Consider the following 14,891-nt stretch of genomic DNA (forward strand, 5'->3'; position numbering starts at 1 on the left):
CGTTCCGTGGTCTGTTGACGTCGCTGTTCGCGCCGTCACGGGTACCCATATTCAGACCATTGGCCTTGCGCTTGGAAGATCGCGTCGAAGGGCTAGTGCCCGCCGCACCGACGCCACTACCCGTGACGTCCGGCGAATCGTATCCTCTTCCACTCGGGGTTTTCATCCGCCCCGCGCCGGCACGGGATGTTGCCGTCCCGTCAGCGCTGCCGCCGACTTGTGCGTATGTTATTGCCGGCAGTGCCACCACGAGAACCGAAACGAAAAACGTCTTACTTAGATGTTTCATGGCTCACTCAAAAGAGGATATTTCAAGCCAGCATCGGCCGTTCACATGAATGAAGCGCCGCAAGGGGCGTGCCTTAATCTCTCGAAAATGCCACCATGATGGCCGCCCGTCGCAGTGCCCGGCGATGGGCTTGCCGGCACTGCCGGTAAAGGCTCAGTCACTGTCACTGGTACCCATTTGATCTGCGGGTGGCTCTGGCGACGGAACGTCGGGGCGACGGCTACGACGTGCTCGCCCGGTTCGACGCAGAGGTGGACATGCTGAGACCGGCGAAGCCTCGCGGCGTCGCGGCCGTCAACCTTGATGAGCGCTCAAAGATATAGGGATCCTTGAGGGGCGTCGCGCGCGAGATCGGGCTGCTGGGGGCGGCAGCCGGTCGGCGAAATCCGTGACGGCGCTGCCAGCACGCGCGTGTGCACCGTCTCGATCTGCATCATCAGCACGCTGCGCGGCCAGCCGTGCTCGAGCGATTTTTCTGCGTACCAGAGCCGCTGGGCACCGTCGTCGAGCTTGTCAAGCAGCGTGACGACATGCGCCCACGGAATCTTGGGTAACGGGCTTTTGCACAAGTTCGGTCCGGGTTGTAGACCGGCTCGCGCGGGACTTTAAGGAAGCCGAGACTTGCTGCTCCAGCCGCTCGAGAATGTCGCGGCCGGTCTGCCAATACAGGTGACCAACTCGCGATTTGCGCTGGCCAAGGCGCGCTGCCGCGCGCGCTCGACGGACTGTTTGAGCTCGGCAAACCAGTGACGATAATCCTCAGCCCACGCGGGAGCGCCCAAGTCTTTGGTCATGCGTTCGGTCGCAAACCCGCCTGGCACCCCAAACACCAATCACCGCACCTTTGCCGCCAAAGCCGCATCCATCGCTTCGCAGCCGGCGCGATCGAACAGCGCCGTCATGCCGCACGTCGATGCGTACATGCGCGTGCTGCTATGTCCGACGCCGGGCACTTCGACGACGCGCTGGCTGAAATCTCCACCGGAATGACCACCGCTTTGCGCGCGCAACCAGGCGACGTAGCTGAGTCCGCGCGCGAGGCGCGTTGGGCCTTCGGCCTCTGCGCCGCACGAGCGGTCCAGTTGCTTGTGGTTCGGGTCGTTGTCCGCAGTCCCGAGCAGGTAGACGATGTCCTGCGCCAGATAGTGCGCCTTGATGGCCGATGCCGAGACGGGTTGCTCGACATAGCGCGGCAGCTCGCCCTCAAGCCCATATTCCCAGCGGTCGAAGTGCGCACACGATGCGGCTGTCGTCGCGACGGGCCGCGCTGCGTCGAAATACAGATACGACGACGGATTGGCTACCACGTATCGGATCGCGATGCCGTGCGCGAGCAGCGGCGCGTCGCCGCGGCCCACGGCCGCATAACGCTGCACGTACTGTCCGCCCGCCGAGTGCCCGGCCAGCACGACCTGCTTGAGCGAGGGAAAGAGTCGCCGATCTGCAAGCCGCGTGAAGATCGTATCGATCACGCTGAACGAACTGATGGGTGCGGGGCCGTGCGCGTCGTAGCCCGTCTTCCAGCCATCTCGACCCCAGTGCAGCATGTCGCCGGGCAGGTGGTGGGCCTCGATGTCCGCGGCAATGAGGAATTGCGGCGTGACGACGGTCGTGTGCTCCGCAGCCGCCCCTGCCTTGATTGCCGCATTGTCCGCCGAGGCCAGGTCTCGCCGCGGCCAGCCGTGAATGACTACGACCGCACGCGTCACGTCGGGCTGCGGCACCGACCAGTCGCGTGTCACGTGAATCGGGACGATGCCCCGTCCGGCCGGCGTCGCGACTTCGAACCGGCCGTCCAGCACGACCGGTACCGGCGAGAGTACCAACGGATCGATCTTCGGCGGCGCGGAAGCCGAGCCGGCGGCTTCGGTCGACGCCGCATGCTCCGCGCATCCCGCCGCTACCTGCAACAACAGCCCGACGGCGACGGAAGTCAGCACGCGTGTGCAGAGAGTGGTGAGCCTGTCGGTCCTTTGCGTTGTCCGGGTATGAATTCCTTTAACGCAAGCGACGCGCGAATCCGTCGCGACCTGTTCCGTGGCGGCAAGCTCGTGTGCGACGCGCCAGGGAATCCCAACGCGATCTTCAGCCGACGGCGGTATTCGGAACGAATGCCACCCTGTGTCACTCGGTGAAAGGCATAAGGGTCTGGTCGCACACTGCACTCGATTTCGCATAACTGCCCTAATCGCCCTGCTTCACCTCCGCCGTGACGGCGCGATCGAGCGCGGCCTCCAGCGTGCGCCGTTTCCACGCCGACGTGCCCTCTACACGACGCCGCCTGCGCATGCCCCGCGTGCAGGCATAGAACGAGACCGGCGTAAAAATCAACCCAAGTATTGTTGCGACAAGCATGCCACCGAACACACCCGTGCCAATCGAGTGGCGGCTTTCAGCGCCACCGCCCGTCGAGAACACAAGCGGCACGACACCGACCAGAAATGCCGCCGACGTCATGACGATCGGCCGGAAGCGCATCGTGCAAGCCTCGACGATCGCATCGGCGAGACCCGCTCCGCTCGCATGCAGATCGCGCGCGAACTGCACGATCAGAATCGCATTCTTGCCCGCGAGGCCGATGACGGTCACCACGCCGATCTTGAAGTAGATATCGTTCGGCAATCCGCGCAAGAACATCGCTGCAACCGCGCCGATGATGCCGAGCGGCACGACGATCAGCACCGACAACGGAAGCGTCCAGCTTTCGTAAAGCGCCGCGAGCGCCATGAACACGGCGAGCAGCGACAACGCCAGCAACTGCGGCGTTTGTTGCGCCGCCTGCGTCTCGGCGAGTGACACGTCGGCCCACTCGAACCCGATACCTTCGGGCAACTGGGCCGCGAGCCGCTCCATCTCGGCCATCGCGGCACCGGAGCTGTAACCGTTCGCGGCGCGGCCCGTCACGTCGAGCGCCGAGTAGCCGTTATAACGCGTCAGGACGCTCGGCCCGCGCGCCCAGCGCAGCGACGCGAAAGCCGAGAACGGCACCATCTTGCCCGCCTGGTTGCGCACCGTAAGCGCGAGCAGATCGGTGTCCGTCATCCGGGTCGCAGCATCGCCGCCGACGAGCACGCGCAGCATGCGTCCCCCCGCCGGGTAGTCGGCGATGTACGACGTGCCAAACGTCGCGCCGAGCACGTCGGCGATGGCATCGAACGACACGTCCATCGCATAGGCCTTCATGCGGTCGACCTCGACGGTTACGCGCGGCGCGTCAGGCAGCGTCTCCGAGTGCACGTCGGCCAGCATGCGGCTTTGCTTCGCGAGTTCGATCAGGCGCTCGCGCGCCGCGTCGAGCACCTCCTTGCGCACGCCGCCGCGATCTTCGAGGTGGAACGTAAAACCGTCGGCGTGGCCGAGCCCGGGCACCGATGGCGGCAACTGCGCGAACACTTCGCCGTCGAGGATCCCGGCGAATTCCCGGTTCAGCCTTGCGCGCAACGTCACCGCATCGACGTCGCGTCGCTCCCAGTCTTTCAGCGACACGAAGGCCATGCCGACGTTCTGCCCGCTGCCCGCGAAACTCCACCCGATCACCGAGGTCACGTTTTCGACGGCGGGCTCCTTGTGCAGGATCGATTCAACCTGGCGCAGCACCGCGAAAGTCCGCTCCTGCGAAGCTCCGGACGGCAGTTGCACCATCACCTGAAGCTGCCCCTGGTCTTCCGTCGGCAAGAAGCCCCCGGGCATCGCCGCGTAGAGCACCGCCGCAGCACTGATCAGCGCGAGATGCACGGCGAAGACCAGCTTCGAGCGCCCGAGCAATCGCGCCACCCACACGCCGTAACGACGCGTCGCCCCATCGAAGCCCGAGGAGAACTTCGCAAGCCAGCGCGCGGCGACACCGCCGCGCAAAGCGTTATGGGCCCGCGGCGGCTTGAGGAGATTCGCGCAGAGTGCAGGTGCGAGCGAAAGCGCCATGAACGCCGAGACCAGAATCGCCGAGATCATCGCGATCGAGAACTGCCGGTAGATTCCGCCCACACCGCCGCTGAAAAACGCCATCGGCAGGAAGACGGCAATGAGCACGGCCGTCACGCCGCCGATTGCGCCGCCGATCTGCCGCATCGCCTTGCGCGTCGCTTCGCGCGGCGCCAGTCCCTCCTCGTGCATGATCCGTTCGACGTTTTCCACGACGACGATCGCGTCATCGACGAGAATGCCGATCGCAAGCACGAGCCCGAATAACGTGAAGACGTTGATCGAGAGGCCGAACGCGTGCATGGCGAGGAACGAGCCCAACAGCGTGACGGGAATCACGACGGTCGGCACGAGCGCGTAGCGCAGCTCGCGCAGGAACAGCCACATCACGCAGAAGACGAGGACGATCGCCTCGCAGAGCGTCAGGACGACCTCCTTGATGGCGATCTTGACGAAGTGCGCGCCGTCGTAGGGAATCCGCACCTCGATGCCGGCGGGCAGCGTCTTCGACAATGCGTCGATGCGCGCGCGGATCGCGTCCGACGTGGCGAGCGCGTTGCCGAGCGGCCCGAGCTGGATGCCGACGGTCGCGGCCGAGTGGCCATTCAGCCGTGACCAGAAGGTATAGCTGTCGCGCCCGACCTCCACGCGGGCCACGTCGCCGAGCCGCACCACGCCCCCGCCGGGCTGCGCCTTCAGCACGACCGCAGCGAACTCGGCCGGCGTGCGCAACTGCCCATGCACGTTGACGGACGCGGTCAGCGCCTGCCCGGCCGTGGCTGGCGCATCGCCGATCGAGCCCGCCGTGACGGTCGAATTCTGCGCACGGATCGCGGCGCTGATGTCGGCGGGCGACAGGCTGTATTCGCGCAACTTTACCGGATCGAGCCAGATACGCATCGCCTCGTCGGCGTCCCACAGTTCAGCCGAGCCGACGCCTGGCGTGCGTTTCAGTTCGCGCAGCAGATAACGGTTCAGATAGTCGCTCAATGTCGTGGAATCGCGTGTGCCGTCGGTCGACACCAGCGTGACGAGCATGAGGAACGTATTCGCCGCGTTGAAGACACTGATGCCCTGCTGCACGACCTGCTGCGGCAAACGCGGTTCGACTTGCTTCAGGCGGTTCTGCACGTCGACCATGGCCAGGTCGGGATTCGTGCCGGGCGTGAACATGACATCGATCTCGAGCTCGCCGAGCGCGTCGCTCGTCGTCTCGTAGTACGAGAGTCCCGTTGCGCCGTCGAGGCTCTGCTCGATCAGGCTCGCGACGTCGCTGTCGATCTGCTCGGCTGTCGCGCCGGGGTAAGTCGCGGAGATGACGACGCGCGGCGGCGCAAGGCGCGGATACTGCGAGACTGGCAACTGCGTGATGGCAAGCGCACCGGCCACCATCACGGCGAACGCGATCACCCACGCGAAAACCGGTCTGTCGATGAAGAAGAAGGGCACGTGTGGGGTCCTGGGTCAGAGGGCTGCCGTGGAATCCGTGGGCACTTGCGCCGGACCGAATTCGGGCGCGCTGGCGATGCGCGCCATATGGAAGACGTCGTGCAGCGCACCGTCGCGTACAGCGTCGGCCCGGGCGCGCGCTTCCATCACGAAGCCGAACTTCTGGTACAGCGCGATCGCCGGGGCATTGTCCGCGAATACGCTGAGCTCGATGCGGCGCAGGCCGAGCGCATTGTCGGCGGCTTCGAGTAGCGCACCGAGTAGCAGCGAGCCCACGCCGCAGCCGTGATACGCGTCGTGCACCGCGATGCCAAGCGAAGCGCTGTGCGCGCGCCGCTGCACCATGAGTCCAGCCTGTCCGATCACACGTCCGTCACATTCGGCGAGGACTATCATCGAATTCGCTGCGAGATTCTCGAGCCAGTCGCGCAGCGATGCGGCGGTGCGATAACCGTGCGAAAGAATGCCGGGCCGCACACCAGGCAGGTTCATGAGCGCGGCGATCGCCTCGCAATCATCGAGTTCGGCAGCGCGTAGACGCACCGTCTTCGCGAACGCGACGTGGGCCGCCACGGCTTCACCATGGTGATTCATCGAGCGTCACTCCGTAATGTGAGGCAGTGGCGCGCTCAGGCGCCCCATCAGATACGCATCGACAAGGACGCCCTGGCGCAGCATATAGCCACGCAGCCGCCCTTCGATCTCGAAACCGGACTTGCGATACAGCTGCACTTCCGTAATGCGTGACCACCTGGCCAGCGCGCCGCGCTACAACACAAGCTCGAACGACTTCACCAGCGCGCCTGGCAGTTGCATGCCGCCGGCCGCGCGTTGTCCCCACGTAGAGTCCAAGAGCAGCAGTTCCGTACGTGCGCCCAGCGCTTCGAGACGTTCGCCAAAGAGGCCATAGAGGCTGTCGTCGAAGCGCATCGCGTCGACGGGCGCAACGATCTCGCCGTCCTCCACCCAGAAGGTCGCGAAGCGCGTCATGCCGGTCAGTCGACAATTCATGCGGTCCGAGAAGTTCACGTACCACAGGTTGCCGACATAAAGTCCGGTACCGAGGCGTGCGAGCACGTCGTCCTCGACGAGGTCGCCGCCGGCCATCGCAAGCGAGGTGGGCAGTTCCTCCGGCAGTGCGCCGTTCGGTTCGAGCCCGCACTCGCGCGCAGAACGCGCGCTCGTTAGCTGGCCAACGCTGCGACCCGCGTCTATCAGTGGCACGCTCTCGCGTAGATAGCCGTCGTCGTTGAAACCGGGTGCGATGCCAAGTTCAAGCGATTCCGCAAACGCCACGCGCGTGTCGAACGCGCACGCGCCGGTGTGGAGCTTGTAGAGTGGACTCATCGAGTTCGCCTGGGCACGCGCCGAAAAGCCATTCGAGGCCATCGATTCCACCAGCTCCGAAAGCGCCGCCGGTGCGAGCCAGGCGCGATAGCCGCCCGGCGTGAGCACCCGCGGCGTATGCAGCAACACGGGCAAGCGCGCCGCCGCCTCGCTCACCTTGCCGGCGAACATGACGTCGTCCCACGCGTCGCCCGCGTAGGTCGTCTTGATCGCGCGCCCGTTGGGCTGATAGAGGGACCAGCTGAAATTGAAATTCTCCACTTCGTACCAGCCGCGGCTACCCGAGGTCGAGGCGAAGCCGCGCAAGACCGTGCCGCCCGCGTAGAAGCCCACGAAATCGAGACCCTGCGCACACTGCGCGACGAGTTCGACGAGCGCTTGCGGCTCCGGCAGCCTGCCGCTGCGCTGCGTGCTGCGCGACCACGCCGTGCTATCGAACAGCACATGCGGATCGTCGGGCGCGTCCAGCAGGCTTTCGCGCAGCGCCGCGAGCGCTTTGTCCACATCACGCACGTCAGCGTGAGTGTCGCCGCTCAGGTCGAGCGTAAAATACGCCTGACGCGCACCGTTCACGAGCCGCAGTGTCAATCGCCCCTGCTCCACCCGACCGCTTTGCCGCACCTTGCCCGCGTTGAAGCGGATGAAATCCGACTGCTCGCCCGCAAACGAACTGAGCACGGTCTCCCCGGGTCGGCGCAGGCGCTCAATCGCGCCGGCGAGCATCATGAAGCGCGCGTGCCAGTCGATCGCCTCGACGCCGCGCGGGAAAAGCATCTCGGTCATCACGCGCCTCCGAATACTTCGACGTTCGAAAACACACATGCGGGCGATGCATGTCCCACGCGGATCACCTGCGCGGGTTCGCCCTTGCCGCACATCGGCGTGCCGTAGATTTCGCGCGTGGATGCATCGCCAACCGCGGCGAGGCTGCGCCAGAAGCTCGAAGAAACGCCGCGATAGTTCGGACGCTTGACGACCTGCGCGAGCTTGCCGTTCTCTATCAGCTGGCCGAATTCGCAGCCGAACTGGAACTTGTTGCGATGATCGTCGATGGACCAGGACGTGTTGGTTTTCATAAGGATGCCATGCTCGATGCCCGCGATCAGCACGTCGAGCGACGATTCACCGGGTTCAATGTTGAGGTTCGCCATGCGGTCGATGGGCGGCCGGTTCCAGTTGGATGCGCGCGAGTTCGCCACGCCAGGCAGTCCCGCCCGCTGCTGTGACAGCGCGCCGCCGAGCGGCCGTTCCAGCACGCCGGCACGAATCAGATATTGGCGGCTGGCTGCGCTGCCGTCGTCGTCGAACGCATAGGCGGCAGCCTCTTCGCGCACATCCGGATCGAAGGTCACGTTCAGCAATTCCGAGCCGTACTGGTAGTGACCGAACATCTCCGGCTTCACGAAGCTCCAGCCCGCGAAATTGCGCTCGTCGCCGAGAATGCGGTCGAGTTCGAGTGGGTGGCCAATCGATTCGTGAATTTGCAGCATCATCTGGTCGGGCATCAGCAGCAGGTCGCGGCGGCCGCTGGGACAGTTCGGCGCGGCCAGCAGTTGCAGCGCCTCGTCGGCCACGCGCGCACCCGCGCCGTCAAAGCCGCAGCGCGCGAGGATTTCCATGCCGCCCTGCGCGAGCGTCCCATAGTGGCCCGCGAGCGTTCGCTCCTGGGTGTCGCCATCGCCGTGCGCGACTGCCGAAAGGCTCGGCATGAGAAAGCGCAACTGTTGATCGATGCGCACGCCATCGCTCGTCACGTAAAGCTGATCGCTGTGCGTCACTTGCATGCCCGCCACGCGCTCGACGATGCGCTCGCCCAGGTTTGCAGCCGCGCATTCGTGCGCGAGCCGTTCAAGCCATTCGCGCCGCGACGGCAGAGCGCCCTGTGCATTCGGTGACACATAGCTGCCGCTTTGCGTCGGCCGCGCAATCTCACGATGGTCGATAAGCGTGTGTGCCGCGCTCGCCTGCGCACGTGCGGTGGCGATGCCGAGCGCGCGTTGCAGGCCGCTTGCCGAAAGATCCGCGGTCGCCGCATAGCCCGCGCCCGCACCGGCCCACGCCGTCACCATCGCGCCGCGCTCGCGTGCGGTGGAAAGCGGCAGGGCCACGTCGTTGCGCACGACGTGCTCGTCCTTGCGTTCGTCCACGAAACGCACCGACCAGAAATCGGCATCGCTGCGCAATGCGCGCGCGGCCGATGTCCAGAGTTCTTCGATCATGCAATGTTCTCCTTGAGCGCTGCGGCGTTCTGCAAAATCGACGCCGCGAGCAACGACTGGGTATAGGGATGCGAAGGTGCGTCGAACACGTCGAGCGTGTCGCCGGTCTCCACGATCCGGCCAGCTTTCATGACGACCACGCGATGCGCCATCGCGCGGATCACGGCGAGATCATGCGTGATGAAAAGGTAGCTGAGCCCATACCTTTTCTGCAAACGCGTCAACAGGCCGAGCACTTGCTGCTGCACCGATACGTCGAGCGCACTCGTCGGCTCGTCGAGCACGATCAGTTCGGGCTCTACGGCAAGCGCGCGGGCAATCGCGATCCGTTGTCTCTGACCGCCCGAGAATTCGTGCGGATAACGCGGCAGCACGTCGGCGGGCAAACCGACCTCCTGGAGCAGCTCGACGATACGCGCCCGGCGTTCCGCCGCATCGAGCCGCGGACGATGAACCCGCAATCCCTCGCCGACGATCTGCTCGATCGTCATGCGCGGCGAAAGCGAGCCAAACGGATCCTGGAACACCACCTGCATGCGCGCGCACAGTGCACGCCAGGCCTTGCTCGACGAGCGGTATTCGCGCAGCGACTTGCCGGCCACCTTGACGTCGCCAGTTGCTGGCCGTTGCAAGCCGAGCACGGTCGATGCGAGCGTCGACTTGCCGGAGCCAGATTCCCCCACGATGCCGAGCGTCTCGCCGCGGCGCAGCGTGAGGTCGACTTCGTGCAGCGCACGGAACGCCGTCCTGCCGAGCAACGACCGCCAGCCTTTCGCGTTCGTTCGATAGTCGACCGCGAGCCCCTCGATCGACAGCACGTCCTGCGCGTCGTCAGGCACGGTCTCGATTGCGCGGCGCGGTTCACTGTCGAGCAATCGCTTCGTATAGGGATGCTGCGGATTCGCGAACAGCGCCTCGGTCGTATTCGTTTCGACGAGCACGCCCTTCTCCATGACGGCGACGCGCTGCGCGAACCGCCGCACCAGATTCAGGTCATGCGTGATCAACAGCACGGCCATGCCGCGCTCTTGCGCCTCCTGCTCCTGCAAGCCGATCAGCAGGTCGACGATTTGTTGGCGGACGGTCACGTCGAGCGCCGTGGTCGGCTCGTCGGCCAGCAGCAGGCGCGGACGGCACGCGAGCGCCATCGCGATCATCGCGCGCTGGCGCTGGCCCCCCGAGAGCTGGTGCGGGTAGCTGTCGATGCGGCGTTCGGGCTCGGGAATGCCCGTACGGCGCAGCAACTCGATGCCGCGCTCGCGCGCCGCGTTCGGGCGCAGCCCCTCGTGCAGCCGCAGGCTCTCCGCGATCTGCTGGCCCACCGTATAAAGCGGATTGAGCGCCGTCATCGGCTCCTGGAACACCATCGCGATATCGGCGCCGCGTACGCCGCGCATCTGCTGTTCGCTCTTCGTCAGCAGGTCTTCTCCATCGAAGACGATGCGGCCCGTGTGCGTGGCATCGCGCACGAGGCGCAGCGCCGACAGCGCGGTCACGCTCTTGCCCGAGCCCGATTCGCCGACGAGCGCGACACGCTCGCCACGGCCGATCGCGAGGTTGACGTCGAACACGCATTGTCGGTCGCCGAACGAGACGCAGAAATCTTCGATGCTGAGCAGCGGTTTGCAGTTTTCGCTCATTTGCCACCTCCGAACGCCGAGCCGCGGTTGCGGGTATCGAGCGCGTTGCGTAGCGCGTCGCCCATGAACGTCAGGAGCAGCAGCGTGGCGACGAGCGCCGTGAACACCGATACCGAGATCCACCAGGCGTCGAGATTGTTCTTGCCCTCCTGCAACAACTCGCCGAGGCTCGGCGTGGGTGGCGGAACGCCGAGCCCGAGAAAGTCCAGGCTCGTCAATGAAAGGATCGCAGCGCTCATGCGAAACGGCAGGAACGTGATGACCGGTGTCAGGCTGTTCGGCAATATGTGACGCCAGATGATCTGCCAGTTCGAGAGTCCCATCGTGCGCGCGGCCTTCACATAGTCGAGCGCGCGGTTGCGCAGGAATTCCGCGCGCACGTAGTCGGACAACAGCAGCCAGCCGAACATCGACAGCAGGATGAACAGCAGCCAAAGCGTCGGCTCGAAGATCGAAGCGAAGATGATGAGCAGATAGAGGTCCGGCATCGAAGACCAGATTTCGATCAGGCGCTGGCCGATGAGGTCGGTCCGTCCACCGTAGAAGCCCTGCAACGCGCCCGTCAACACGCCGAAGAACACGCCTGACAAGGTCAGCGCGATCGCCATCAGCACCGACACCCGAAAGCCGTAGAGCAACCGCGCGAGCACGTCGCGCCCGAACTGATCGGTGCCGAGCCAGTTCGCCGCGCTCGGCGGGGCCGGAAACGGCCGCTCGGCGAAATAGTCGATCGTGTCGTAGTAGTTGTGGTTCGGCGCATAGACCGCGAGATTCCCGTTCGACTCCAGGCGGGAGCGGATATACGGATCGAGATAGTTCGTCTTCGCGGGGAAATCACCGCCGAACTGCGTCTCCGGATACTCCTTCAGGATCGGGAAGTAGTAGTGTCCGTCGTAGCGCACGATGAGCGGCTTGTCGTTGGCTAGCAGTTCGCCGGTAAGGCTGACGACGAACAGCGCGACGAACACGATCAGGCTCCAGTAGCCGAGCTTCTGGCTTTTGAAGCGCAGCCACGTGCGTCGCCACGGCGAGACTGGCGCGGCCGGCGCCGCGGGCGCCTCAGCGGTCCACGCTGTCGAATTGGATGCGGGGGTCGACGATGACATAGCAGACATCAGCAATGAGTTTGGTTAGAAGGCCGATCAGGGTGAAGAGAAACAGCGAGCCGAGCACCACGGGGTAGTCACGGCGAATCACCGAGTCGTAAGACAGCTGCCCCATGCCGTCGAGCGAGAACAGCGTCTCGATCAGCAGGTTGCCGTTCAGGAACGCGCCGACGAACGCAGCGGGCAGGCCCGTCAACAGCGGAATGGCGGCGTTGCGCAGCACGTGCTTCCACAACACGTCGCGCTCGGGCGCGCCTTTGGCGCGCGCCGTCAGCACGTATTGCCGGCCGATCTCCTCGAGAAATGTGTTCTTCGTCAGTATCGTCACGATCGCGAAGTTGCCGACCACGGACGCCGTCACGGGCAGCACCATGTGCCAGACGTAATCGAGCACCTTGCCCACGGCGGACAGATCGGCGAAGTCGTCGGATGTGAGTCCGCGCATCGGAAAGAGCTGCCAGAACGTGCCGCCGCCGAACAGCATCAGCAACAGCACGCCGAGCACGAATCCGGGAATCGCGTAGCCGACGAGGACGAGTACGCTCGTCACCGCATCGAAGCGCGAGCCGTTGCGCACGGCTTTGGCGATGCCGAGCGGCACTGACACGGCGTATGTCAGCATCACGGTCCAGAGCCCGAGCGAAATGGAGACTGGCAACTTGCTGCGGATGACCTCCCACACGCTCTTGTGCTGGAAGTACGACTGGCCGAGATCGAACGTCGCGTAACTCTTCAACATCAGCAGGTAACGCGTGTGCGCCGGCTTGTCGAAACCGAATTGCTTCTTGATCTGCTCGATCTGCTGCGGGTCGAGGCCCTGGTTGCCGTGATAGCCGCTGCCGCCGCCACCGCCGTCCGCACCCTGGTGCGACTGGCCGTGACGAAGCTGGGTCACCATCTGCTCCACCGGCCCGCCCGGCACGAACTGGGTCACGACGAAAGTCAGCGTGAGAACACCGATGATTGTCGGCACCATCAACAGCAGACGTTTGAGAATGTAGGCGAACATGACGCTCCTCAATGCACTGCGGCGGTTGTCTGCGCCAGCGGTTTGCGATACCAGTAGTTAATGATCCAGTCCTCGTACTGATAGGTGATCGGTGTCACCTCCGGGAACCCGATGGTCGACTTGTAGCCGATCCGCGCGTTCGGCGGATAGTAGTGCGGCACGAGGTAGTACTCGTTGATCAGTATGCGATCGAGCGCGCGCGTCGCGGTCTCGAGGTCATCGAGCGTGTCGGCAGAGATGGCTGCGTGCACGAGCGTATCCACGGCCTTGGAGCGAATGCCCATGTAGTTTTCCGAACCAACCTCTGATGCAGCAGGGCTCGTGAAACGGCGTATCAGCTCCGGCCCCGGGATCGTGACGGGCGGATAGATGTACGTCGTCATGTCGTAGTCGAAGTTGTCGAGTCGCTTCTGATAAAGCGCACTGTCGAGTTCGCGGAAGTAAGCGTGGATGCCCAGCGTCTGCAGCGCCTGCGTATAGGGGATGATGAGGCGGTCCATGCCCGGCTGGTTATCGATGATCTCGATCGTCATCGGCTTGCCGCTCGGATCGCGCAATGCGCCGTCGCGGTAGTGCCAGCCCGCCTCGGCGAGCAGATCGCGCGCCTGCCGCAGGTTCTGCCGTAGCGAGCCGGGCGGCAGCGTGTTCGGCAGCTTGACCATCGGACCGAACACCTCAGCAGGCAACGATGCGCGGAACGGCTCGAGCAGCTTAGCCTCCTTCTCGCTGGGCATGCCGGTCGCACCGAACGGGCTGTCCTCCCAGAAGCTGTTCAGCCGGCGATACTGCCCGTAGAACATCATCCGGTTCATCCACTCGTAGTCGAATGCGAGCGCGAGCGCATGTCGAACGCGCCGGTCCTGGAATTGAGGCTTGCGCGTGTTGATGATGAAGCCCTGCATTTGCGCGGGGCCCTCTTCGAATTCGCCCTTGTGCAGGAACCCCGACTTGAAGTTCTTGCCGACATATTTGCGCGCCCACTGAGTCGCACTGTATTCGACGCGCACATCCTCGTTGCCGGCCTTGAACGATTCGAGCATCGTGTACTGGTCCACATAGAGCTTGAACGTCACGCGCTCGAAGCGGAACATCCCACGCCGCGCGGGCAGGTTCGCGGCCCAATAGTTCGGGTTGCGGCGATAGGTGATCTGCTTGTCGTTCTTGCGTGACTCGATCAGATAGGCGCCGCTCGCTATCGGCGGATCGACGGAAAGTTGGTCGAACGGCAGGCGCTTGCCATCCTGTTGCATGCCCCACTTCGGCGAAAACACCGGCAGATCACCGGCGATCAACGGATTGGCTCTCGAGTCGTCGACGAAGTCGAAGCGCACCGTCAGACGGTCGATCACCGTCGCGCGCTTGATCTGCACGAACTGCGACGAAATCAACGGGGACGCCTGCGCGCTTTTCAGCGTGTCGAACGAGTACTTGACGTCCTGTGCAGTGATCGGATCGCCGTTCGAGAAACGCGCCGCCGGATTGATGTGGAACGTCGCCGCGCGTCGGTCGGGCGCGATCAGTACATCGTCCGCGACCAGCGGATATTCGGAAGCCGGTTCGTCCCAGCTGCGTTGCATCAGCGTATCGAACATCAGGTTACGGATATCCGGCGCGGGCATTCCGCGCACGATGAACGGATTCGTCGAATCGTAGCTCTGGTTATCGTTGTAGTTCTGAAAAGTCAATTCGCCGGTTGTCGGCGCGTCGGGATTCGCGTAATCGAAATGCGTGAAATCCGCCGGGTATTTCGGTTCGCCGAATTGCGCAATCGCCGGTTTGGCGTCGGCCGGCAACGCGATGGTCGCGCCGGTCGTCGCGAGCATCGCGGCGATCAGGGGCGTGACTATCGGCGCAAGCGGCGCGAGCCGGCGCAACGAGGGGAACGTCAGAAGTTTCATTGTCACTGTGCGT

Annotated in this window: 11 protein-coding genes; all 11 read right to left on the minus strand. The window is 64.4% G+C overall.

Annotated features, from left to right (window positions below):
- Positions 1-600: 600 nt before the first annotated feature.
- The 11 genes from AB4Y34_RS34730 to AB4Y34_RS34780 all read right to left on the minus strand — a co-directional run bounded on the left by AB4Y34_RS34730 (position 601) and on the right by AB4Y34_RS34780 (position 14,878).
- On the minus strand, positions 601-858 hold the full coding sequence (locus AB4Y34_RS34730) for a DUF1016 N-terminal domain-containing protein (RefSeq protein WP_368718600.1): 258 nt from the start codon (positions 856-858) through the stop codon (positions 601-603).
- Between the two features lie 264 nt (positions 859-1,122).
- Complete coding sequence (locus AB4Y34_RS34735) at positions 1,123-2,229, minus strand: alpha/beta hydrolase (protein ID WP_368718601.1); 1,107 nt, start codon at positions 2,227-2,229, stop codon at positions 1,123-1,125.
- A gap of 244 nt (positions 2,230-2,473) precedes the next feature.
- The gene (locus tag AB4Y34_RS34740) at positions 2,474-5,659 is read right to left on the minus strand and encodes a multidrug efflux RND transporter permease subunit (RefSeq protein ID WP_368718602.1); all 3,186 of its coding nucleotides are present in this window, start codon (positions 5,657-5,659) and stop codon (positions 2,474-2,476) included.
- A 15-nt stretch (positions 5,660-5,674) separates the two neighbouring features.
- The gene (locus AB4Y34_RS34745; RefSeq protein ID WP_176383969.1) at positions 5,675-6,253 is read right to left on the minus strand and encodes a GNAT family N-acetyltransferase; all 579 of its coding nucleotides are present in this window, start codon (positions 6,251-6,253) and stop codon (positions 5,675-5,677) included.
- A 6-nt stretch (positions 6,254-6,259) separates the two neighbouring features.
- On the minus strand, positions 6,260-6,391 hold the full coding sequence (locus AB4Y34_RS34750) for a hypothetical protein (protein ID WP_368612900.1): 132 nt from the start codon (positions 6,389-6,391) through the stop codon (positions 6,260-6,262).
- A gap of 36 nt (positions 6,392-6,427) precedes the next feature.
- Positions 6,428-7,789 (minus strand): TldD/PmbA family protein, encoded by a 1,362-nt coding sequence (locus AB4Y34_RS34755; protein WP_368718603.1) that lies wholly within the window; start codon positions 7,787-7,789, stop codon positions 6,428-6,430.
- Positions 7,789-9,225, minus strand: a complete 1,437-nt coding sequence (locus tag AB4Y34_RS34760; protein WP_368718604.1) for a TldD/PmbA family protein — start codon at positions 9,223-9,225, stop codon at positions 7,789-7,791. Before AB4Y34_RS34760 ends, AB4Y34_RS34755 begins: the two co-directional genes overlap by 1 nt.
- Complete coding sequence (locus AB4Y34_RS34765) at positions 9,222-10,865, minus strand: ABC transporter ATP-binding protein (RefSeq protein ID WP_368718605.1); 1,644 nt, start codon at positions 10,863-10,865, stop codon at positions 9,222-9,224. Before AB4Y34_RS34765 ends, AB4Y34_RS34760 begins: the two co-directional genes overlap by 4 nt.
- The gene (locus AB4Y34_RS34770) at positions 10,862-11,971 is read right to left on the minus strand and encodes an ABC transporter permease (RefSeq protein WP_368718606.1); all 1,110 of its coding nucleotides are present in this window, start codon (positions 11,969-11,971) and stop codon (positions 10,862-10,864) included. The genes AB4Y34_RS34765 and AB4Y34_RS34770 overlap by 4 nt, the downstream gene beginning before the upstream one ends.
- Positions 11,925-12,980: a microcin C ABC transporter permease YejB gene (locus AB4Y34_RS34775; RefSeq protein ID WP_368718607.1), complete on the minus strand. Its 1,056-nt coding sequence runs from the start codon at positions 12,978-12,980 to the stop codon at positions 11,925-11,927. Before AB4Y34_RS34775 ends, AB4Y34_RS34770 begins: the two co-directional genes overlap by 47 nt.
- An 8-nt stretch (positions 12,981-12,988) precedes the next feature.
- Positions 12,989-14,878 (minus strand): extracellular solute-binding protein, encoded by a 1,890-nt coding sequence (locus AB4Y34_RS34780; RefSeq protein WP_368718608.1) that lies wholly within the window; start codon positions 14,876-14,878, stop codon positions 12,989-12,991.
- Positions 14,879-14,891 lie beyond the last annotated feature (13 nt).

It is taken from the genome of Paraburkholderia sp. BR10954 (genome assembly GCF_040965775.1).
Taxonomy (GTDB): domain Bacteria; phylum Pseudomonadota; class Gammaproteobacteria; order Burkholderiales; family Burkholderiaceae; genus Paraburkholderia; species Paraburkholderia youngii.

Excerpts from the sequence above, each read along its gene's own strand:
- AB4Y34_RS34745 (WP_176383969.1), bottom strand. The coding sequence starts at position 6,253 with ATGAATCACCATGGTGAAGCCGTGGCGGCCCACGTCGCGTTCGCGAAG.
- AB4Y34_RS34755 (WP_368718603.1), bottom strand. The coding sequence starts at position 7,789 with ATGACCGAGATGCTTTTCCCGCGCGGCGTCGAGGCGATCGACTGGCAC.
- AB4Y34_RS34770 (WP_368718606.1), bottom strand. The coding sequence starts at position 11,971 with ATGTCATCGTCGACCCCCGCATCCAATTCGACAGCGTGGACCGCTGAG.
- AB4Y34_RS34775 (WP_368718607.1), bottom strand. The coding sequence starts at position 12,980 with ATGTTCGCCTACATTCTCAAACGTCTGCTGTTGATGGTGCCGACAATC.
- AB4Y34_RS34760 (WP_368718604.1), bottom strand. The coding sequence starts at position 9,225 with ATGATCGAAGAACTCTGGACATCGGCCGCGCGCGCATTGCGCAGCGAT.
- AB4Y34_RS34780 (WP_368718608.1), bottom strand. The coding sequence starts at position 14,878 with ATGAAACTTCTGACGTTCCCCTCGTTGCGCCGGCTCGCGCCGCTTGCG.
- AB4Y34_RS34765 (WP_368718605.1), bottom strand. The coding sequence starts at position 10,865 with ATGAGCGAAAACTGCAAACCGCTGCTCAGCATCGAAGATTTCTGCGTC.